The 20592-nt window shown below is 71.8% G+C and carries 18 protein-coding genes; 11 read left to right on the top strand and 7 right to left on the bottom strand.

Going from position 1 to position 20592, the window contains the following annotated elements:
- The first annotated feature begins 28 nt into the window (after positions 1-28).
- Positions 29-937, top strand: a complete 909-nt coding sequence (locus ABT070_RS42775; RefSeq protein ID WP_351768394.1) for a hypothetical protein — start codon at positions 29-31, stop codon at positions 935-937.
- Here ABT070_RS42775 and ABT070_RS42770 read toward each other — a convergent pair.
- Positions 834-2261, bottom strand: coding sequence for an aminotransferase-like domain-containing protein (locus ABT070_RS42770; RefSeq protein WP_351768393.1), 1428 nt, complete (start codon positions 2259-2261; stop codon positions 834-836). The genes ABT070_RS42775 and ABT070_RS42770 overlap by 104 nt on opposite strands.
- A 95-nt stretch (positions 2262-2356) precedes the next feature.
- Here ABT070_RS42770 and ABT070_RS42765 point away from each other — a divergent pair, with 95 nt between their 5' ends.
- Together ABT070_RS42765 and ABT070_RS42760 are read left to right on the top strand one after the other, a co-directional pair.
- A complete protein-coding gene (locus ABT070_RS42765; protein WP_351768392.1) occupies positions 2357-3139 on the top strand; it encodes an alpha/beta fold hydrolase in 783 nt (260 codons plus the stop codon).
- Between the two features lie 11 nt (positions 3140-3150).
- Complete coding sequence (locus tag ABT070_RS42760) at positions 3151-4107, top strand: endonuclease/exonuclease/phosphatase family protein (RefSeq protein WP_351768391.1); 957 nt, start codon at positions 3151-3153, stop codon at positions 4105-4107.
- Between the two features lie 127 nt (positions 4108-4234).
- Here ABT070_RS42760 and ABT070_RS42755 read toward each other — a convergent pair whose 3' ends face one another.
- Complete coding sequence (locus ABT070_RS42755) at positions 4235-6313, bottom strand: PhoX family protein (RefSeq protein ID WP_351768390.1); 2079 nt, start codon at positions 6311-6313, stop codon at positions 4235-4237.
- 266 nt (positions 6314-6579) lie between these two features.
- On the opposite strand from ABT070_RS42755, the gene ABT070_RS42750 reads away from it, so the two are divergent.
- From ABT070_RS42750 to ABT070_RS42740, 3 genes are all read left to right on the top strand, one after another.
- Complete coding sequence (locus ABT070_RS42750; RefSeq protein WP_351768389.1) at positions 6580-8481, top strand: VWA domain-containing protein; 1902 nt, start codon at positions 6580-6582, stop codon at positions 8479-8481.
- An 83-nt stretch (positions 8482-8564) separates the two neighbouring features.
- Positions 8565-10181, top strand: a complete 1617-nt coding sequence (metG, locus tag ABT070_RS42745) for a methionine--tRNA ligase (protein WP_351768388.1) — start codon at positions 8565-8567, stop codon at positions 10179-10181.
- A 213-nt stretch (positions 10182-10394) separates the two neighbouring features.
- Positions 10395-10886, top strand: coding sequence for a hypothetical protein (locus tag ABT070_RS42740; protein WP_351768387.1), 492 nt, complete (start codon positions 10395-10397; stop codon positions 10884-10886).
- Positions 10887-10965: 79 nt separating this feature from the next.
- Here the strand turns inward: ABT070_RS42740 and ABT070_RS42735 are convergent, their stop codons facing one another.
- Positions 10966-12309 carry a pectate lyase family protein gene (locus ABT070_RS42735; protein WP_351768386.1) on the bottom strand — a complete coding sequence of 448 codons (1344 nt, stop codon included), beginning with the start codon at positions 12307-12309 and terminating at the stop codon, positions 10966-10968.
- 229 nt (positions 12310-12538) lie between these two features.
- Here ABT070_RS42735 and ABT070_RS42730 point away from each other — a divergent pair, with 229 nt between their 5' ends.
- The gene (locus ABT070_RS42730) at positions 12539-12904 is read left to right on the top strand and encodes a PH domain-containing protein (RefSeq protein WP_351768385.1); all 366 of its coding nucleotides are present in this window, start codon (positions 12539-12541) and stop codon (positions 12902-12904) included.
- A 15-nt stretch (positions 12905-12919) separates the two neighbouring features.
- On the opposite strand, the gene ABT070_RS42725 is transcribed toward ABT070_RS42730, so the two are convergent.
- From ABT070_RS42725 to ABT070_RS42715, 3 genes are read right to left on the bottom strand one after another with little or no spacing between them, the layout of a single operon-like run.
- On the bottom strand, positions 12920-14764 hold the full coding sequence (locus ABT070_RS42725) for a carbohydrate-binding domain-containing protein (RefSeq protein ID WP_351768384.1): 1845 nt from the start codon (positions 14762-14764) through the stop codon (positions 12920-12922).
- The gene (locus ABT070_RS42720) at positions 14761-15582 is read right to left on the bottom strand and encodes a VTC domain-containing protein (RefSeq protein WP_351768383.1); all 822 of its coding nucleotides are present in this window, start codon (positions 15580-15582) and stop codon (positions 14761-14763) included. The genes ABT070_RS42725 and ABT070_RS42720 overlap by 4 nt, the downstream gene beginning before the upstream one ends.
- Complete coding sequence (locus ABT070_RS42715; protein WP_351768382.1) at positions 15579-16184, bottom strand: DUF4956 domain-containing protein; 606 nt, start codon at positions 16182-16184, stop codon at positions 15579-15581. Before ABT070_RS42715 ends, ABT070_RS42720 begins: the two co-directional genes overlap by 4 nt.
- Positions 16185-16464: 280 nt before the next feature.
- Here ABT070_RS42715 and ABT070_RS42710 point away from each other — a divergent pair, with 280 nt between their 5' ends.
- Positions 16465-17142: a hypothetical protein gene (locus ABT070_RS42710; RefSeq protein ID WP_351768381.1), complete on the top strand. Its 678-nt coding sequence runs from the start codon at positions 16465-16467 to the stop codon at positions 17140-17142.
- Between the two features lie 22 nt (positions 17143-17164).
- Here the strand turns inward: ABT070_RS42710 and ABT070_RS42705 are convergent, their stop codons facing one another.
- Positions 17165-18199 carry a dioxygenase family protein gene (locus ABT070_RS42705; RefSeq protein WP_351768380.1) on the bottom strand — a complete coding sequence of 345 codons (1035 nt, stop codon included), beginning with the start codon at positions 18197-18199 and terminating at the stop codon, positions 17165-17167.
- A gap of 589 nt (positions 18200-18788) precedes the next feature.
- Here ABT070_RS42705 and ABT070_RS42700 point away from each other — a divergent pair.
- From ABT070_RS42700 to ABT070_RS42690, 3 genes are all read left to right on the top strand, one after another.
- Positions 18789-19304: a toxin-antitoxin system HicB family antitoxin gene (locus tag ABT070_RS42700; protein WP_351768379.1), complete on the top strand. Its 516-nt coding sequence runs from the start codon at positions 18789-18791 to the stop codon at positions 19302-19304.
- 110 nt (positions 19305-19414) lie between these two features.
- Positions 19415-20263 carry a DUF4097 family beta strand repeat-containing protein gene (locus ABT070_RS42695; RefSeq protein ID WP_351768378.1) on the top strand — a complete coding sequence of 283 codons (849 nt, stop codon included), beginning with the start codon at positions 19415-19417 and terminating at the stop codon, positions 20261-20263.
- 84 nt (positions 20264-20347) lie between these two features.
- A partial coding sequence (locus ABT070_RS42690) for an ATP-binding cassette domain-containing protein (protein ID WP_351768377.1) occupies positions 20348-20592 on the top strand: 245 nt, incomplete at its 3' end.

Raw genomic sequence — 20592 nt, 5'->3', positions numbered from 1 at the left:
ACCCGCCCCGACCCCGTTGCCTGGAGGGGTGTCCCCAAGCCTGCGGACCGCCCTCTCGGCCGTCCTCGTCGCGCTGTCCTGCCTGCTCGTGCCGCTCGGCACGCTCGCGGCCTGGGCGGCGTACGGCCTCACCGACACCCGCGGCTACGTCGCCACGATGGCGCCGCTCGCCTCCGACCCGGCCGTACGGAACGCCGTCGCGGACACGGTGGGTGACGGAGTGGCACGCCAGGCCGGGATGAACCCGCTCTTCCTGCGGGACGCGGTCCGCTCCTTCACCGCGACCCGGGCCTACCGCACGGCCTGGGACGCGGGCAACGAAGCGGCTCACACGGCCGTGATGAGGGCGCTGAACGACGAGAGCGCCGACCGCGACTCCCGTCCGGTGACCGTGGACCTCGCCACCGTCACCTCGCCGCTGAAGCGCCGACTGACCGCCGATCACGTGCCGTTCGCCGACCGCGTGCCGGTGGAGCACACCCGTGTCGCACTCCTCCCGCCAGGTGAACTGGCCGCTCTCCGGAAGGGCTACCACGTGCTCGACGTAGCCGGTTTCTGGCTGCCCCTGGCAGCCGTCGTGTTCGCGGTGGCCGGTATCGCGGTGGCGGTCTCCCGCCGCCGGGCGGTCACGGCGACGGCCCTCGGCACCGCCCTGGGCGGCGCGTTGCTGGGTTTCGCCGTCGCGATCGCCCGCCGTCTGACCCTCTCCGACCTCCCCGACCAGGCCCACCGCCCGGCCGCGGGCGCGGTGTACGACGCCCTCACCGCCACCCTGCGGACGGCCTCCTGGCTGCTGCTCGCACTGGGCCTGACGGTGGCGGCGGCGACCTGGCTCATCCGCCGGCACTCCCCGGCGGTCCGTCTGATGCGACGCCGGCGAGTGTGCGCAGCGCCCGTGCCAACTCCCCCTCCGGAGCCGACGCGAGTCCGAGCCTGACCGCGTCCGGGGTGCGGTGCGGGTCGACGGCGAAGGCGGTCCCCGGGGTCACGGCGATGCCGTGCGCGGCGGCAGCGGCGGTGAAGGTGTCCGCCCGCCAGGGCACGGGCAGCTCCCACCAGGCGAAGTAGGCACACGGATCGGTCCGTACCGCGCCCCCCGCGAGCCGCCCGCCGAGACGCCCGGTAAGGCGCCCGGTGAGGTGCTCGGTGAGGTGCCCGCCCAGGTGCTCGCCGAGACGCTCGGTGAGGTGCTCGGTGAGGATCGCCTGCCGTCGGGCGACATCCGCCCGCTTCGCCTCGACGAGCCGCCGCACCACCCCGTCCCCCGTCCACCGCACGGCCGCCTCCAGCGCGAACCTCCCCGCGCTCCACCCGCCGGACCGCACCGCGGCCCCCACGGCCTCCACCCGGTCGTGCGGTACGACGAGGAAACCGACGGTCAGCCCCGGCGCGACCCGCTTGGACAGCCCGTCGACGACATGGGTGAGACCGGGGGCGTGCGCCGCGAACGCGGCGGCGTCCGGACGGAGGAAGGACCAGATGCGGTCCTCGACGACCGGCAGCCCCCACTCGACCACCAGGCGGCCCAGTTCGCGTCGCCGCCGCTCGCTCATGGTCGAGGAGGTCGGATTGTGGAGCGTCGGCTGGAGATAGAGGGCGGAGAGCGGAGCGGCGCGGTGGACGGCGGCGAGGACGTCCGGCCGCACCCCTTCCGCGTCGGCCGCGAGCGGGACGAGAACCACCCCCAGCCGTCCGGCGATCTCCTTGACCAGGGGATAGGTCAGCTCCTCCACCCCGACCCGGCCGCCCGGCCGGACCAGGGAGGCGAGCGCGGCGGCGATGGCCTGCCGGGCGTTGCCGGTGAACAGGAGCTGTGCGGGGTCCGGCCGCCAGCCGGGCAGCGCGAGGAGCCGGGCGGCACTCTCGCGGGCGACCGCGGTCCCGCCGGCGGCGCCCGGACGCATGGCCTCCGTCAGGACATCGCCCCGCAGCAGCGGCGCGAGGGAGGCCGCGAGGAGCTCCGACTGCCCTTCGGCCGACGGGTAGTTGAGTTCGAGGTTGACGGGTGCGGAGGTGGCCGTCTCGATGAGCGCGCGCCCGTGCGCGACGGCCGGCGCGGCCCGTACGAAGGTCCCTCGCCCCACCTCGCCCACCACCAGTCCGCGCCGCACGAGTTCGCCGTAGACCCGTCCGGCCGTCGAGGGCGCGATGCGGTGCCGTCGCGCGAACCACCGCTGCGGGGGCAGCTGCTGGCCGGGGCCGAGCCGTCCGGCGGCGATGTCGGCGGCGATGCGGTCGGCGATGAGCCGGAAGTCGGCCATGGGGTGTCCCGCTCCGTCCTTCGGCGCGATCGGGATTGCACCGAGGACAAAGATCTTATTGCACCGAGAAGTCGGCCCGCCCTACTGTCGGTCACATGGCACCCTTCCTCGCATACGAGGACAAAGGCACGGATACGCCCCCGGCGCTCCCCCTCGTCCTCGTCCACGGCCACCCCTTCGACCGCACCATGTGGGCCCCGCAGATCGAGGCGTTCTCCGCCACCCGCCGGGTGATCGCCCCCGACCTGCGCGGCTACGGCGCTTCCCCGGTGGTCCCCGGCATCACGCTGCTCTCCGACTTCGCCCAGGACATCGCGGCGCTCCTGGACGAACTGAAGGTGGAGACGTTCGTGCTGGCCGGGCTGTCGATGGGCGGCCAGATCGCGATGGACCTCTGCCGGCAGTTCCCCGACCGCGTCCGGGGCCTGGTCCTCGCCGACACCTTCCCGGCCCCGGAGACCCCCGGCGGCAGACTGGCCCGCAACGAGACGGCCGACCGCCTGCTCGCCGAAGGCATGCGCGGCTACGCCGACGAGGTCCTGGAGAAGATGGTCGCGCCCTACGCGGCCCCCGAGGTCAAGGCCCACGTCCACCGCATGATGACGTCCGCGCCTCCCGAGGGCGCCGCCGCCGCACTGCGCGGCCGGGCCGAACGTCCCGACTACCGCCCCCTGCTGACCCGCGTCACCGTCCCCGCCCTGGTCGTGGTCGGCGAGGACGACGAGTACACCCCGGTGGCGGACGCGGAGGCGATGCACGCGGCGCTCCCGCACTCCGAGCTCCGGATCGTCGAGGGCGCGGCCCACCTGCCGAACCTGGAGCGGGCGGACGAGTTCAACAGGGTGCTGGCGGAGTTCCTGGCGAAGACCGGGGCGTAGCCTTCGGCGGGATGAGGTCGATGCGAGGACGGCTCCTCGGCGCCCGGTGCGCCGGGCTGCTGCTGGCCGGGGTGAGCGTGGTCGTCGGGTGCCGGGTCGCCGACACCGATGCCGTGACCCCCGTACCGCAACTGCTCGCTTTCCTGCCGTGGCTGACCGTGCCCACCGGGGCCGCCGTCGCCCTCTCGCTGCTCGCCCGCTGGCCGGCCGGGCCGATCTGGGGAGCGGTCGTGCTCGGGCTGCTCGCCTGGTTCGTCCAGCCGTACGGAACGGGGGGCCGGCCGGACGGGCCGGTGCTCGCGCGGCTGCGGGTGCTGACGTCGAACGTCGAGTTCGGGTGGGCGACCGGTGCGCTGATCCCGGTCGTGCGGCGCGAGCAGCCCGACCTCGTGTTCGTACAGGAGTGCGAGTACACCTGTCAGGCCACGGTGGCGAGGGAACTCGGCGCCGACTACCCGTACCGGCAGGCCGTCCCGGGTGACAGCTCCGTCGGGTCCGTCGTCCTCAGCCGGTTCCCGCTGACGGCCGCCGCGGGCGTGCCCGGCAGCATGGGCATGCCGGGCGCGGTGGCCGACGTCGGCGGACACGCCGTACGGCTCCAGCTCGCGCACCCCAAGCCCCCGCTGCCCCGCCAGGTGTCCCTGTGGAAACGGGAGCTGGGGCGGCTGCGGGACTTCGCCGTCCGGCACGAGAACGGTCCGCTCGTCCTCGCCGGGGACTTCAACGCCTCCCAGGACCACGCCGCCTTCCGCCGCGTCCTCGGCACCGGACTGCGCGACGCGGCCCGGCTCGCGGGCGACGCCCGCGAACCGAGCTGGCCCAGCCGCACCACGCCCGCCTTCGGCGCGCAGATCGACCATGTGCTCGTGTCGGAGGACTTCTCCGCGAGCGGCGCCCGCTTCCTCCGCCTCGCCGGCACCGACCACCGCGCGCTGGTCGTGAACCTCACCCTCCACCGGCGCCGGTAGCCGGGGCCCCCGCGGCGTCCGGGAGCCCCCGCGCCAGGAGACAGCGGCGGCGGCAGACCGGCCGGACAGACCCTGGACCTGCCCTGGACCCGCCCTGGACCTGGCCTGGACCTGGCCTGGACCTGCCCTAGACCCCGATGTCCTCGCCGTCCTTGCGCCACACGGCCACGACCGCCGGGCGGACGATCTTCCCGGCGCCGTCCGGCCAGGTGCTCGCCGGCTTCTCCACCGTCGCGCCGTCGACCTCGCCCGGGTGCTGCACGGCTACGAGCACCCGCCGGTCCTGGACGATCGGACCGCAGGTCTCCGCCCCGGTCGGCACCGTCAGGAACTGCTTCAGCTCACCGCGCCGCGCCCCGCGCGTCGCCACGCCGAACAGACCGTCGTGCGAGCCCAGCTGGCTGCCGTCGGTGGAGATCCACAGGTTGCCGTGCGGGTCGAAGGCCACGTTGTCCGGGCAGGAGATCGGGCTGACGTCGTCCTTCGGGAACCCCGCGAAATAGGTCGCCGGGTCGTCGGGGTCGCCGGCGACGAGGAAGAGCGACCAGGCGAACGTCGTGCTCTCGGGACGGCCCCGCCGCTCGGTCAGCTCCAGGATGTGCCCGTGCTTGTTGGCGTTGCGCGGGTTGGCCTCGTCGGCCTTGGCGTTCGCGCCGACACCGCGGTTGGTGTTGTTGGTGAGGGCGACGTACACCTTGCCGGTGACGGGCGAGGGCTGGATGTCCTCGGGCCGGTCCATCTTCGTCGCGCCGACCTTGTCACCGGCGAGGCGGGTGAAGACGAAGACCTCCTCGGCGCTCATCCCCTCGACGTGCGAGACGGCGCCCCCTGCGGTGGCGGTGGCGACCGGGATCCACTCGCCGCTCCCGTCGAACTCGCCGTCGGCGGGCAGCTTGCCCGTGCCGTCGATCTCGATCGCGGGGGAGTCGCCGGTGAGCCTGGCGACGTAGAGCGTGCCCTCGTCGAGCAGCGACAGGTTGTGCTCGCGGACGGCCCGGCTCGACCCCTTCTTCATGCGCTTGCTGCCGACGAACTTGTAGAAGTAGTCGAACCGCTCGTCGTCACCGGAGTAGACGACCGGCCGCCCGTCCTCGGTCAGCCGCACGGTCGCGGCCTCGTGCTTGAACCGGCCGAGGGCGGTGTGCTTGCGGGGCGTGGACGTCGGGTCGTACGGGTCGAGCTCGACGACGTACCCGAAACGGTGCACCTCGTTCGGCTCCTGGGCGACGTCGAACCGCTTGTCGAACCGCTCCCACTTGCGCTCGGTGGCGCCGGTCCCGATCCCGTACCGCTTGTCCGTGGCCCGGCCGCTGTTGGCGAAGTACTGGTTGAAGTTCTCCTCGCCGTGCAGCGTGGTGCCCCACGGGGTGGTGCCGCCGGAGCAGTTGTTGAGGGTGCCGAGCACCTTCGTGCCGGTCGGGTCGGCGGAGGTCTTCAGCAGGTCGGAGCCGGCGGCGGGCCCGGTGAGCCGGAACTCGGTGGTGGCGGTGACCCGCCGGTTGAGGTGGTGCCGGGGCACGGCGGTCAGCTTGCCGGTCCTGCGGTCCTCCTCCACGACGACCACGCCGAGACCGTGCGCCGCCCAGGCGACCTCGACCTGCTGCCGGGTGGGGTTGGCCGCGTCGTAACCACGGAACATGAGCACTTCGTCGGTGTACTCGTGGTTGGCGACGAGCAGCTGCCGGTCGCACTCGCCCGGAACGGGCAGCAGCGCCAGGAAGTCGTTGTTGTAGCCGAACTGCCCGGCCTGGGCGGCGGCGGTCTGCTTCTCCGGGTCGAAGGCGGGAGCCCCGCGCAGGATCGGCTCGCCCCAGCGGATGACCACGTTCTGCCCGTACCCGTCCGGGACGGTGACGGCGTCGGCGGTGTTGGGGGCGACGGAGCTGTACCGCAGCCCGCGGGCCGCCTTGGCGGCGGGCTTCCCGGAAGGCTTCCCGGACTCCCGCACGGGCGCGGCGGCGGCGGGCAGCGCACCGGCCACCCCGGCGGTCCCGGCGGCGGCCGCGACGGTGACGACCGCGGCGGCGCGCACCATCGCGCGGCGGCCGATCGCCCCGGCGATGATCTCGCCGACGTACGCGTTGTCGCTGGTGTTGGGCACCTCGTGGAAGCAGGCGTCACCACACCGGAAGCGGCAGGTCATGGCGGAGCGTCCGCCGGGATGGGACTGGGACGGCGTTCCGATCAGCGGCAGAAGCTTGCGCACCTTTAATCTCCCCTTGCGTGCCCTTGGTGTGACCGTGACGTTAGGGGCACGTATGTGCGCAGGCGCTGCTGCAGGCTGAACGGAAAGTGAATCCCCGGCAGCCAGAAGGGTGTTGGACTTGCGCGGAGGGGGTGCCGAGGCGGTATTGACACACCTGGATTCCTTACACTCACCCCTGCCCAAGATCACCTTCCGGGGCCGTTAACCTTACGTGTCCGTCCTGGCCAGGGATTGACGGGCTTCAACTCACGCGAAGGGTTGCGCACATGGGCATTCTCACTCTCCTGCGGAACGCGTTCGGACGGTCACGCAAAGAGCGGGCCGCCGAGGCAGAGGGTGCGGAACAGGTTCCTTCGCAGGAACAGACCGCCTCCGAGGAGCAGGACCAGGAGTCGACCGGGGCCGTCCCCCCACCGGCGGCCGCGCCCACCCCGGCGCCCACACCGGCGCCCGAACCGACGGTCCCGTCCCCCTCCCCCGAACCCACCCCGAGGGCCACCCCCACGGCCCAGGTCCCGGAACCCCGCCCGGCATCCCAGGACGAACACGACCTGGTCTCAGCAGCCTTCGACAACGTATCGGTCCCCAAGCCGACCCAGTCGACAGAAACCCTGCCGCAGACGGCGGAGCCGACGCCGGAGGCACCGGCTGAGGCCGAGGCAGAGCCGACGGCTGAGGCCGAGGCTGAGGCACCGGCCGAGGCTGAAGTGACGGCCGAGGCTGAGGCGCCGACTGAGGCCGAGGCTGAGGCGCCGGCCAAGGCCGAGGCTGAGGCGCCGGCCAAGGCCGAGGTCAAGGCGACGGATGAGGCTGAGGTGACGGCGGAAGCCGAGGCTGAGGTGCCGACGCAGACCGAGCCGGAGGCTGAAGCCGAGGCCGAGGTGGACGAGCCGGCCGAGGCGGTCGCCGAGCCCGAGGCTGAAGCGAAGGCCGAGCCCGAGGCTGAGGCGAAGGCCGAGCCCGAAGCCAAGGTGGACGAGCCGAAGGCCGAGGCGGCCGCGGAGGCCGAGCCGACGGCCGAGGAGCCCGCGGTGGTCGCCGCCGCCGAGGCGGAGCCGACGGCGGAAGAGCCGGCGTCCGAGGGCGAGACCGGCACCCCGTCCGAGGAGCCGACCGCGGCGGAGGCCGCCACCGAGCCCGCGGCCGAGCAGCCGGAGACCGAGCCCGAGCAGGTCGCGGCCCCCGAGGCACCGGAATCCGAGCCCGAGGTCGAGACCGAGGCCGAGGCCGACAAGCCCGCGGCCGCTGCTGCGGAAGCCGACGAGCCCGCGGCCGCCGACGGCGAGGACGCCCCGCAGGGGCCACTCGCGGCCGACGACGAAAGCCGCACGGGTGGTGCGGGTGGGAACGACTCGGCCGAAGGCGAAGCCGAGGCCGAGGTCAAGGCCGAGCCGGTCGCGGTCGCCGCCGCCGCGGAAGCCGAAGAGCCCCCGGCCGCCGAGGTCAAGGCCGAGGCCGAGGTCAAGGAGGAAGCCGAGGTCAAGGACGAGGCCGAGGTCAAGGCACCCGCCGAGACCCTCGCCCCCACCCCGACCCTCCCGCCCGGCCTGGCCACCGCCTCCGCCGCGGCCGCCACCGCCCTGGAGGCAACCCACCTCACCGGCACCCGAGCGAAGCTCTACCTCGTACTGGACCGCTCCGCGAGCATGCGTCCGTACTACAAGGACGGCTCCGCCCAGGCCCTCGCCGAGCAGACCCTCGCCCTCGCGACCCACCTCGACCCCGAGGCCACGGTCCACGTCGTCTTCTTCTCCACGGAACTGGACGGCACCGGCGAGCTGACCCTCGCCGACCACGAGAACAAGATCGACGAGCTGCACGCCGGCCTCGGCCGCATGGGCCGTACCAGCTACCACGCGGCGGTCGAGGCGGTCGTGGGCCACCACGAGAAGGAAGCCGCCCCGGGCACCCCCGCCCTGGTGGTCTTCCAGACGGACGGCGCCCCGGACGCGAAGACCCCGGCCACCCAGTCCCTCACGGACGCGGCGAAGAACCACCCCGCCGTCTTCTTCTCCTTCGTCGCTTTCGGCGAGCACGACAACAAGGCCTTCGACTACCTGCGCAAGCTGAAGACCCCCAACACGTCCTTCTTCCACGCGGGCCCGGCCCCGCGCGAGCTGACGGACGCCGAGCTCTACGAGGGCGTACTGGCCACCTGGCGCCCGTAGGCCCGCTTCGGGGGGTGGAGAATCACGTCCACCCCCCGAAACGCATGTGAGTGGATCTTCGCGGGGCCAGTAGGATTTCGGGCATGGCGGCCACTGGAACCGAGAAGCAGGGTGGCAAGGCGTTCTACGTCTCCACCCCCATTTACTACGTCAACGACGCTCCTCACCTGGGCCACGCCTATACGACCGTCGCAGGCGACGTGCTCACCCGCTGGCACCGCCAGCGCGGCGAGAAGGTGTGGTACCTCACCGGCACGGACGAGCACGGTCAGAAGATCATGCGCACCGCGGAGGCGAACGGCGTCAGCCCGCAGGAGTGGGCCGACAAGCTCGTCGACGAGGCCTGGCGCCCCCTCTGGGAGCACCTGGAGATCGCGAACGACGACTTCATCCGCACCACGCAGCAGCGGCACACCGACCGCGTCCAGGAGTTCGTGCAGGACCTGTACGACAAGGGCGAGATCTACAAGGGCGGCTACGAGGGCCCGTACTGCGTCGGCTGCGAGGAGTACAAGCTTCCGGGCGAGCTGCTCGACGGCGAGGGCGACTTCGCAGGTCAGAAGCTGTGCCCCATCCACAAGAAGCCCGTGGAGATCCTCAGCGAGGAGAACTACTTCTTCAAGCTGAGCGAGTACGGCGACAAGCTGCTCGCCCTGTACGAGGCGAACCCCGGCTTCATCCAGCCCGAGTCCGCGCGCAACGAGGTCGTGAACTTCGTCCGGCAGGGCCTCCAGGACCTCTCCATCTCCCGCTCCACCTTCGACTGGGGCATCCCGATCCCGTGGGACCAGAAGCACGTGATCTACGTGTGGGTCGACGCGCTGCTGAACTACGCCACGGCGGTCGGCTACAACGAGAACCAGCAGAAGTTCGAAGAGACCTTCCCGGCCGACGTCCACCTGGTCGGCAAGGACATCCTCCGCTTCCACGCGGTGATCTGGCCCGCGATGCTGATGGCGCAGGGCCTCCCGCTGCCCGGCAGGATCGCCGCGAACGGCTGGCTGATGGTCGGCGGCGAGAAGATGTCGAAGTCGAACCTGACCGGCATCAAGCCGCAGGACCTGACCTCGCACTTCGGCGTGGACGCGTACCGCTGGTACTTCCTGCGCGCCATCGCCTTCGGCCAGGACGGCTCGTTCTCGTGGGAGGACTTCTCGGCCCGCTACACGAGCGAGCTGGCGAACGACTACGGCAACCTCGCCTCCCGGGTGGCCGCGATGGTCGGCAAGTACTTCGACGGCGTCCTGCCCGAGGCCACCGCCGACAGCGAGGCCGAGAAGGCGCTGCACGACGGTCTGGCGAACGCGGTCGCGGTGGCCGACCGGAAGATCGGCGAGGAGCTGGACTTCCAGGGCGGCATCCTGGCCGTCTTCGACTTCGTCAAGCAGGTCAACGGCTACATCACGGAGCAGGAGCCGTGGAAGGTCGCGAAGGACGACTCGGCAGAGGGCCGGGCGCGTCTGGCGACCATCCTCTACACCGCCGCGGAGTCCCTGCGCGCCGTCGCCGTGCTGCTGAACCCCGTCATGCCGGACACCTCCCAGAAGCTCTGGGACTCGCTGGGCGCCGAGGCGGTCCTGGGCGCTCTGGCGGACCAGCGGGTCCAGGAGGCCGGTACCTGGGGCACGCTCCCGGCCGGGACGACGGTCACCAAGGGAGCGGTTCTCTTCCCGCGCCTGGAGGAGAAGCCGGCCGCGTAGCGCGTCGACGACCGACCACGGGGTCCGGGACGCATCGCCGTCCCGGACCCTGGACGCATCCGCCTCCCGGACCCTGGTCGGGGTCTTCCGGGCCCGGGACGGGGTCTCCCGGACCCGGGTCGGAAGGCGGGCCCTGGCCGGCGGACGCGGAGGAGGAACCGAAGGGGTTCCCCCCGCTCCGGCATGTTCCCGCCAAGCCGTATGGTTTCCGCCATGGCAGTCCCCAACGTCATCCCGATCGCCTACGAGCCGAAGCACCGCACCGAGTCCATCGGGCGGTACGCGGACGGCCAGTTCCTCGCGTCGGTCACCTACGCCTTCCCCGAAGGATTCCGTCTCGACGACGGCTGGGAAGAGCGCAAACGCCTCTACACCGTGCTGCACACCTTCGACGCCGAGGGCCGCTACCGCGACTCGGACATCTGGTGTGCCGGCACCTGGGCGGAGCAGCAGCGCAACCCGCACGGCGACGACTCGGTCCTCAACCGGGCCCGCGTCCGCCTGGCCACCCTCCTGCGCAGCCTGCCCCGCCGCTCCTACACGGACATCGCGGTCCGTCCCTTCCGGCTCACCTTCGAGGGCGTGCTGTTCGGCCTGGTGATCCGCGAGGACAAGGACGAGGACGGCAACCCCGAGACCTGGGCGGAGCTCTACCCGGACCGTCTGGGCTTCACCGAGCCGTGGGACGGCACGTACGACACCTGACGGGCTCGGCTCACCGTGCCCGGAACAAGCCGCGAGGGCCGGGGGCTCGTGGTCACCCGGCCCTCGCGAGTCCGGGGTGCTACTTCAGGACGCTCGCGCCCGTGGTCGTGGCCAGGGTCGTCGGCAGGTTCTTCGCCGAGGTCTCGAGGCCCGAGGTGAGGGCCGGGGTCCAGTTGACCGTGGTCTTCAGGTCCTTCGACGAGGCGGCGTTGTACGCGGCGACGACGTCGGTGACCGTGCCGTTGACGAGGTTGCCGGAGCCCTTGACCGCGCCGGTTCCGTCGCCGCTGAGGAGCTTGGCGACCTTTCCTCCGGTCGGGACCTTCCAGTAGTTGTTCTCGGCGACGACCTGGGCCTTGGCGCGCGAGTTGATGCTGTACTGCGTCGCGTAGCCGTTGAGGGTCGTGACGTCGTAGTAGTTGTTGTAGATGTGCACCTGGCCGACCCGGGCCAGCGGGGCGCGCTGGACGATGCCCTTCCAGATGTTGTGGTGGATGGAGACGCGCAGCTTGCCCGAGGGCTCGCTGTCGCTGCTGCCGATCAGCATCGTCTTGTCGTGGTTGGTGAACTGGTTGCGCGAGACGGTCACCAGGTCCGAGCTCTTGGTGATGTCCAGGGCGCCGTCGTGGATCTGGTACTCGCGGCCGTAGTACTTCGGGTTGGCGCTGTCGAGGTGGGGCGCGTCGGTGAACGTGTTGTGGTCGGCCCACACGTGGGTCGCGCCGCGCAGGGTGACGGAGTCGTAGTTGGAGTTCCAGTTGCCGTCGTCGCCGTCGGTCGGGTCCCACTGCGGGAAGCAGTCCTCGGTGGCGGCGAAGGTCAGGTTGCGGACGACGACGTTGTCCACGTTCTGGATCTGGAGCATGCCGCCGGATATCCCGGCGTTGCTGCCCGGCACGCCGACGACGCTGGTGTTGGCGGGCACCTTGAAGACGATGTTCTTCGCCTGCTTGGTCTGGGCGGCGGCGCGGGCCTTCTCCTGGGTGCCGGAGGGCAGCTTCGAGGTGCCGTAGGAGGAGGGGTCGTACGCCTTGAGGTAGGCGGAGAGCGAGTAGCCGGTGCCCGACGCGTAGTCGGCGCAGGTCAGCTTCTTGCCCGCGTCGTCGGTGTTGGCGTCGATCGTGCCCTTGATCTTGATGATCCGGGGGGTGGTGTCCGAGGCGGAGCCCAGCGCCTTCACCAGCTGGGCGCGGGTGGAGACGGTGAAGGTGTGCGCGGCGTCGGCCTTGGTGCCACCGGTGGTACCCGTGCCGGAGGAGGCCCAGCCGTCCTTGGCGGCGAGCGTCTGGTGGTACAGGTCGACGGTCCCGGCGTTCGCGTTCATCACGACGACCCCGGCGCCGACGGCCGCGGCCACGGCGGCGGCGGAGACGACGAGGGCACGGCGCGAGCGGAGGGACCGGCGGTGGGAGGGAGCTGCCACGGGGGATCCTTACGGGGAGGAGCGGGCTTACGTCCTGTCAGTGGTCGCCGCCCCGTGAAGAGTTGCCGTGCGAAACAGATTTTTTTTCCGCCGCCTCCTCCGCGACTCGATCAAACGCCTTCGCGATTCCCCCACCTCCCCCTTAAGGTGCGCATCGGGGACGAACACCTCTCTGTGGGGAGGGATCGCCGCACAGGGATCGACGTCGACGTCTACTGGGGGATCTTCCATGGCACTCTTCGGCAACGCGCACCCGATCGACCCGGCGCAGGCGCAGCAGGACTACGCCCGTCTGCTGGGTCAGGGCGAGCATGTGCAGGCCGCCTACCTGCTGATCCGGGACACGATCCTGTTCACGGACCGCCGGCTGATCCTCGTCGACAAGCAGGGGATCACCGGCAAGAAGACGGAGTACCACTCGATTCCGTACCGCAGCATCACGCACTTCGCGGTGGAGACCGCCGGCACCTTCGACCTGGACGCCGAGCTGAAGATCTGGGTGTCCGGCTCCTCCGTGCCGATCCAGAAGACGTTCACCAAGGGCGTGGACATCTACGAAGTGCAGGCGATCCTCACGCAGTTCGTGGCGAAGTAGCGTCGCCCGCCCTGTTCATCCGCGGCCCCCGCCCGGACCGCCGCCGCCGAAGCCGCCGCCTTCCGGCGCCTCCCCGGCCGTCACCGTCGCGATCTGCTTCGCCGTGCCGAGGGCGCCCGCGTTCACCGCGAGGCCGCCCGTGCCGTCGCCGCCGGACGCCGTGCCGCCGGAGTGGATCCGGTACTCCTGGCCGGACTTGATCGCGGACGACGAGTAGACGACGTTCTGGATCTGCTTGGACGTGACGTACGTGGCCACGACCTTGCCGTCGGCGTCGACGACGTGCAGGGTCGTGCCCGCCGGGACGGAGGAGTCGAGGGTCGCCGACAGCCAGCCCTGCGCGGAGTCCTCGTCGGGGGCGACGACCATGCCCGAGCTGCCGGAGGCGAGCAGGGTGCCGGCGCTGATCGTGAAGGTCCCGTTGACGTCGAGGGCTCCGTTGCCGCCCCGCTGGGGGCCGTTGACGACGACCGTGCCGCCGGTGATCTCGGCGGTGCCGTTGGAGTCGAGGCCGTCGCCCTCGGAGTCGACGAGCAGGGTGCCGCCGGAGACGGTCAGCTTGTACGCGCCGACGTTCTCGCCGCCGCCCCCGCCGCCCGGGCCGCCACCGCCCTCCTGGGAACTGCCGCTGTTCCCGGACGCGTTGATGCCGTCGTCGCTGGAGACGAGGGAGACCGAGCCGCCCCGGACGGCGATGTCGAAGCCTTCCAGGCCCTCGACCGCGGACGTCACCTTCAACGTGCCCTTGTCCACGACGAGGTCGCCCTCCGCGTGCACTCCGTCGTCGCCGCTCGCGACCGACACCGTGGCCCCGGCGAAGTGGACGGCGCCGTCGCTGTGCACGGCGTCGTCGGAGGCGTCGACCGCGATCGTCCCGCCCGCCAGCACGCTGATGACGCCGGCCTTCAGCCCCTTGGCGGAGGCGTCCTCGGCCGGCCGGTTCCCGCTGCCGCCCCCGCTGCCGACGGTCAGGCGACCGCCCGTGACGACCAGGTCGGTGGCCGCGTCGACCCCGTCCCCCTCGGCGGTGACGTCGACCGCCCCGCCCGCGACCGACACATAGCCGGCGTCCGCGTCCTCCTCGTTGTCGGCCTTGAGACCGTCGCCGCCGGCCGTGACGGTGAGCTCGCCGTCCCGCACCACCACGTAGTCCTTGCCGCGGACCCCGTCGTCGGCGGCCTGCACGGTCACCGCTGCGGCGGCGATGACCAGGCCGTCCTTGCTCGCGATGCCGTCGTTGCCGTTGCCGCGCACGGTGAGCGAGCCGGTGCCCGCGACGGTCAGGTCACCGGCGCTGAACAGGGCGGCGTTCACCTCGGCGCCGTCGGCGTAGGAGCCTGCGTCGGAGAGGGTGTTGGCACTGCCGTCGGCGAGGACGACGACGAGTCCGTCGGCCGCCGTGGCGGCGATCGCGGCACCCGTGGAGCTGGAGATCCGCACCCCGTCGAGGACCAGCTTCACGGTCGCGTCGGGCGCGTCGACGACGATCCGCCCGTCGGAGAGGGTGCCGCTGAGCCGGTACGTACCGCCCTTGGTGACGGTCACCGTGGATCCGTCGGCCTCGGCGCCGGCCCCGTCGACGGAGGCCGCGTCCCCGTCGAGCGTGATGTGCACGGCGGCGGAGACGTCCTCGCCGGTGTCGGCTTCGTGGGCCTGCCGGTCGGCCGCGAGGACGGCGGCGGCGGTCTGGGTGCCGTCGACGCCGGTACCGGCCGAAGCCGAGGCCGACGCCCCGGAACCGCTGCCGGCCGCGTCGGAGGTGTCCGGGGAGCACCCGGCCAGCGCGGCGGAGACGAGGGCCGCGGAGACGAGGGCCGCTGCCGCCCTGTGCCGCGGCGGCCGTACCGTTCCTCTGCTCATGCGGGGCTCCCGTCGAGTGCGGTGGGGAAGTCGAGTGCGGTGGGGATGTGGCGGCGCAGGACCGGCAGCCAGCGGTGGGCGGGGAGTTCGGGGCGCAGCGCGGCGAGCCCGGTGCCGTACTTGGAGACCGTGCAGGGCCGGTGCCCGAGCGACCACAGCAGCCGGTCGGCGCCGCAGCCGGCCCGCCCCGCCTTCGTCTCGACGACGGCCCGGCCGGGGACGGCCAGCGCCCGGCTCGCGTCGGGCAGGCTCCAGACCAGGCCGGTGTCGATGGTCAGCCGGCTGCCGTCGTCGGGCAGGAGCAGGGTCGTACGCCGGTACGTCGTCGTCAGCGTCGGCAGGAAGCGGAAGTCCCGGGAATCGATGCCCGCCCCGGCGAGAACCGTGTCGGCGTAGGCGCGGGAACCCGCGTCCAGCCGGGGACCGGGCGCGGCCGGCGACCCCTCGTAGGGGACGCGGTGCTTGACGGTCGTGCCGCGCGGCCCGCGTGTCTTGACCTCCAGGAAGTCGAGCCCGGAGTCCAGGTAGCTGCGGATCCGCACCTTGAATCGGCGCCGGCGGCCGCGGGCCGCGCCCAGGTAGGCGTCGAGGCGCGGGGTGTCGAAGTACAGCGACCGGTATCCGAAGTCCCGTGCCCCGTCGATCTCCAGGACCTCCGCACCGGTGTCGAGCCCGCCGAGCACGAACGGCAGGTCGGCGAGCGGCAGGACGTACTTGCGGTCGACGCGGGTCAACAGCTCGGCGCGGGCGACGAGTTCGTCGAGTCCGACGGACGGCAGGAAGCCGACGGCCGCGCCGAGGGAGTCGAGCGCGGTCACGCCCGGACCTCCGGCCGCCGTACGGGCTCGGGGACCTGCGGAGCGGCCGTCCTCCTGCCCGGCACGACGTACCGGACCTCGACCTGGGTGATGTCGTTGACGAGGTCGATGCTCTTGACGGAGAGGTTCACCACCCGCCCGCCGAGCAGTTCCTCGAGGTGGGCGCGCAGGGCGTCCTCGTCGGTGTACGCCGAGTCGAGGCGCAGTCCGCGGGTGCGGTGCCGGGCGAAGAGGCGGGGGTGGTCGGCGATGTACAGCGTGCCCAGGATCAGCGCCGTGAGGGAGAGCGGCAGCGCCGACGTCTCCTCGGGAATGCCGTTGAGCAGGGCGATGGCGAGCGCCGAGAAGTAGTAGGCGATCTCGTGCTGAGCGATCTCGTACGACCGGAGCCGGATGATCGACAGCACCCCGAACAGGCCCATCCCCAGGCCGATCCCCACCGAGGAGGAGGACAGCGTCATCGCCACCGCGAGCACGCCGACGTTGATCCCGAGGAACGCCGTGATGAGGTCCCGGCGGTGATGGCGCGGGAAGTAGACGGCGAAGGCCAGCACGGAGATGGCGACGAGGTCCGTGGCCACGAGGACCGGTTGGGTGCTCATGACATGACGATCGGGCACCTCGCTGTGAGGCCCCTTGGTGATTCCTTAAGCGACTTTGAGAAGTACGGAGCGAACACGGAGGAAAACCCGAGGAAAAACAGGGGAAGAACGGGGGAAGAGCGAGGGAGGCGCAGGGGAGGAGCAGGGGAGGAGCAGGAGTCGGGCAGAGGAAGAGCGGCGGAAGGGTACGGGTCCTCGCGACCACCCCGGCCGAGGCCGGTCCCGCACGGCCGCGCGTCTCCGCCGCCGGCACGGTCACCGCACCTGGTACGACTACTCGGTGGACCTTCTCGAACCCCACCTCCGGCTCCTCGCCGAGGTCTTCGACCTGGCCGCCGCAGGCACCCCCTGGGCCCTTGCCGGCGGCTACGCGCTCCAGGCGCACGAGCTGCTCCAACGCCCGCACGCGAACCTGGACTTGGCGACGGAGAGCGCCGAGCCGATGCCCGGTCTCGCCGAGGCGCTGGGCGCGGTGCTCGCCTCCGGGGGCCTTTACGGGGCGACGCTCCAGGACGCGGACCCGCTGTCGGCGCACCTGTCCGTACGGGACCGCACCACGGACACGGTCCTCCGGTTGGCCCTGCACAAGGAGACCTTCTGGAGCCCGCCCGTCCCGACCCCGTACGGTCCGGCGCTCTCCCTCCCGGACGCGGTGGGCACCAAGGTCCGGGCGCTCTACGACCGCGGACTGGCCGTCGACCTGATCGACGCGAGGGCGGCGTCGGCCCGCTTCACCCACCCCGACCTGGAGGAACTGGCCCGCCGCCACGCCCGGGACGACTTCGATCTGCCCACCCTCCAGACCCGGCTGACGGGCACGGACCACTACCCGGACACGGCGTTCACGGCGTACGGCCTGACCGAGGACCAGCTCACGGACCTGCGTGCGTGGGCCCAGAGCTGGTCGACGGACATCGCGGAGCGGCTGCTGGAGGAGGGGGCGTCACCGGACGAGTGACCGCGACGCCCCGCCACGTGGATCAGCCGGCGGAGGCCGACGCCGACGAGGTCTCGGACGCGCCCGGCTGGACGGCGTCGTCGGTGCCCTCGTGGGTGGCGTCGGGTTCGACGCCCATCGTGATCGAACCCACGACACCCTTGGCGATGTTCTTCTTGTTGTACTTCAGCTTGAGCAGACCGCCCTGGACACCGCTCTGGTCGTAGATCGTGTCCTCGGTGAGGGTGGTGCGCTCGGTGGTGCTGGTGGAGTACGGCGCCACCTCGGCCGAGGCGAGCACGGACTCCTCGTCGAAGAAGAACTGGCCGGTGTGGCAGGTGTTGCCGCCCTCGTAACCGGCGTCGGTCCACTCGCCGTTGACGTGCACCTTGGTGTGGATGTGGACCGTACGGCCGCGGTACCAGCCCGGGAAGACCGTCTTGAAGGTGACGCGTCCCTGCCTGTCGGTCTTCCAGGTCCCCCGCAGATAGCGCTCGTCGTCGGTGGGCTCCTCGTGCCCGCCGCCACCGCCGCCACCGGACGGCGGCTCACCGGTCGGGGTGCCGGTCGGCACGTCGGTGGGCGTACCGGTCGGCGTGCCGGAGGGCGCGTCGGTGGGAGCGCCGCCGCCACCACCGGTGGAGAGGCTCTCGTAACCGGAGTAGATACCGAGGGCGTCGCAGTGCCAGATGTCGACGGCGGCGTTCGCGAGGGGCTTGCAGGTCTCGGAGTCGATCACCTTGAGGGCCAGGGTGAGCGGGATGCCCTCCTTGTCCTCGGTGATGTCCTGACGCAGCTTGTCCGCGTCGATGTAGTACGGGCCTTCGGTGGTCTCGGAGGTGAGCTTGTAGCAGGCCTCGCCGGCACTCGCGGAGGCGGCGGCCTTGGGCTTGCTCCCGCTCTTCTCCCCGGCGAAGGCACCGGCGGCGAGCGCCCCGCCCGCCCCGACGGCGACGGCCGCGCCCGCACCGGCGACGACCACCTTGCGCCGGGTCAGATCACGCTTGTGCCGGGGACCTTGCTGGTCGTCGTGCTCGGCACCGGCTGTGTTTGCTGTGTTTCCTGAGTTTCCCGTCATGGCCGCGAAGCTAGGAGGCGGGGCTGTCAGAGGCGTGGGAACGACCTGTGGAATTCCAAGGGCAGGCAAAAAGCACCGGGGCACAGGCCTGTTTTCAGCCTGCCCATGGTAAAGGGATTGGTGAGGCTTACCTTACTTGCGTCGCCCCCTCGCGCCCCCTCGCGCGCCGCGCCGCCCCTCGCCGCGCATCGCAACCGCAACCGCAACCGCAACCAGTCGTTCCGCGCAGCCGGGTGCGAGCGGCGCGGACCGCCCCCGTCCGGCATCATCTGGCACCACCTGGCGTTGCCCGATGCCGCCCGGTGCCCCCGGTGCCGCCTGATGCCGCCTGATGCCGCCTGGCACTATGCGGTGCCACTCGGCGCCATTAGGTGCCACCTCGGGCGTCACCTAGGCGCCACCTCAGCGCCACGCGGTGCCAGCAGGCGCCATTCTCCGCCACTGCAAGCACACGAGCACGCATGGCACCACGGTCGGCCTCTTAGGTGCCATTACGTTTCCGCAGGTCAGAGCGACCTCACCGGTCCGCGATCCGGAGGTTCCACCTTACGGCTTGCATGTGGCGCCAGAGTGGTGCCATGATGGCGTCATGGACCTCACCCCGTATGTCGACACCCTCCGCCGCGAACTCGCGGTGGCCGCCGAAGCCGGCGGTGACGAAGCCCGCGAGCTGGCGGAGAGGCTCACCGCGCCCCTGGAGTCGGCGACCCGGCTGACCATGCTCCATGTGCTCTCCGCCGCCACGGACGAGATCACCCGCGATCTCGCCCCCGGCTCGGTCGACGTACGGCTGCGCGGGCTCGACCCCCAGTTCGTGGTGACACTCCCGCCCGGCGACGGCGGTGCCATCGCGGAGCCGGTCGCGCCCGCCGAACCGCTCAAGGCCCCGGCCGAGGGCGACGAGGGCGGCACCGCCCGCGTCAACCTGCGCCTGCCGGCCCACCTCAAGGCCCGCGCCGAGGAGGCCGCGAGCCGCGAGGGCCTGTCGGTCAACGCGTGGCTGGTGCGCGCCGTGTCGGCCGCGGTCGACGGCGGCACCCGCCCGCCGCGCACGACGGAGAAGACCCAGGCCCTCGGACAGAGCTTCACGGGCTGGGTGCGCTGACCGCGCTCCCGCCGGCCCCGCTCCACCCGCCCCACTTCACTCACACCACTTCACCCACACCACGTCCCACCAGCGGGGACGCCCTGAAGACCCAAGAGGACGGGACAGCCATGCCTTCTTTCGACACTCCCGAACCGATCTCGGTCACCGCGCGAGTGGACGCCGGTTCCCTCCAGTTCACCGCGGCCGACCGCACCGACACCGTCGTCGAGGTGCGGCCCCGCGACCCGGAGAAGGACCTGGACACACGGGCGGCCGCCCAGACCGAGGTCACCTACGCGAGCGGTGTACTCACCATCAGGACGCCCAAGCCCACGCTGTTCGGCCTCGGCCGCACCGGCACCGTCGACGTGACGGTCGACCTGCCCACGGGGTCGCGTGTCGAGACGACCGGCGCCTGGACCCAGGTGATCGGCGAGGGCCGGCTCGGCGAGGTCCACGTGAAGAACTCGGCCGGCGACGTCCGCCTCGACACCACGGGCCCGCTGGAACTGACCGCGTCGCACGGCACGATCACCGTGGACCGCGTCGAGGGCCCTGCCGAGATCACCGCCAGCTCGGGCAGCATGCGCGTCGGCTTCGTCGACGGCCCCGCCGTCCTGAAGAACTCGCACGGCAGCACGACCGTCGGCGCCGTGACCGGTGAACTGCGGGTGAGCGGCGCCAACGGCGACATCGACATCACGCGCGCCGAGGACTCGGTCACCGCCACCACCGCCCACGGCACCCTGCGGGTGGGCGAAGTGGTCCGCGGCACAGTCCAGTTGGAGACCTCCTACGGCGCCATCGACGTCGGCATCCGTGAGGGCACGGCCGCCTGGCTCGACGTCAGCTCCGACTCCGGCCAGGTGCGCAACACCCTCACCGCGTCCGGGTCCCCGGAGCAGACCGAGGACACCGTCAAGATCCGCGCCCGCACCCGGTACGGCAACATCCACGTCCGCCGCGCCAAGGTCTGAGCCCCACCGCCCCGAACCACCGCCCCGACCTGCCCCGTCCCCCGCCACTTCCCCCGCCACTTCAGCCTTCGATCGGAGGGCCCCATGCCTTCTTCTGTCATGCCCACGCCCAGTCGGAGCGACGCTCACCCGTCGCCGATCGCCGTCTCCACCATCAGTCTGCGCAAGTCGTACGGCGACAAGACCGTGCTCGACGGCATCGACCTGCGCATCCCGGCCGGTTCCGTGTTCGCGCTGCTCGGGCCGAACGGCGCCGGCAAGACCACCGCCGTGAAGATCCTCTCCACGCTCATCACCGCCGACGGCGGGCAGGCCCAGGTCGCCGGCCA

The sequence above is a fragment of the Streptomyces sp. NPDC002884 genome (assembly GCF_040295245.1).
GTDB lineage: Bacteria > Actinomycetota > Actinomycetes > Streptomycetales > Streptomycetaceae > Streptomyces.
The sequence above is the reverse complement of the archived record's forward strand: the minus strand, read 5'-3'. Positions and strand labels throughout refer to the sequence as shown.

Coding starts and splice junctions, on each gene's coding strand:
- ABT070_RS42770 (WP_351768393.1), bottom strand. CDS start 2,261: ATGGCCGACTTCCGGCTCATCGCCGACCGCATCGCCGCCGACATCGCC.
- ABT070_RS42765 (WP_351768392.1), top strand. CDS start 2,357: ATGGCACCCTTCCTCGCATACGAGGACAAAGGCACGGATACGCCCCCG.
- ABT070_RS42760 (WP_351768391.1), top strand. CDS start 3,151: ATGAGGTCGATGCGAGGACGGCTCCTCGGCGCCCGGTGCGCCGGGCTG.
- ABT070_RS42750 (WP_351768389.1), top strand. CDS start 6,580: ATGGGCATTCTCACTCTCCTGCGGAACGCGTTCGGACGGTCACGCAAA.
- metG (WP_351768388.1), top strand. CDS start 8,565: ATGGCGGCCACTGGAACCGAGAAGCAGGGTGGCAAGGCGTTCTACGTC.
- ABT070_RS42740 (WP_351768387.1), top strand. CDS start 10,395: ATGGCAGTCCCCAACGTCATCCCGATCGCCTACGAGCCGAAGCACCGC.
- ABT070_RS42730 (WP_351768385.1), top strand. CDS start 12,539: ATGGCACTCTTCGGCAACGCGCACCCGATCGACCCGGCGCAGGCGCAG.
- ABT070_RS42725 (WP_351768384.1), bottom strand. CDS start 14,764: ATGAGCAGAGGAACGGTACGGCCGCCGCGGCACAGGGCGGCAGCGGCC.
- ABT070_RS42715 (WP_351768382.1), bottom strand. CDS start 16,184: ATGAGCACCCAACCGGTCCTCGTGGCCACGGACCTCGTCGCCATCTCC.
- ABT070_RS42705 (WP_351768380.1), bottom strand. CDS start 18,199: ATGACGGGAAACTCAGGAAACACAGCAAACACAGCCGGTGCCGAGCAC.
- ABT070_RS42700 (WP_351768379.1), top strand. CDS start 18,789: ATGGACCTCACCCCGTATGTCGACACCCTCCGCCGCGAACTCGCGGTG.
- ABT070_RS42695 (WP_351768378.1), top strand. CDS start 19,415: ATGCCTTCTTTCGACACTCCCGAACCGATCTCGGTCACCGCGCGAGTG.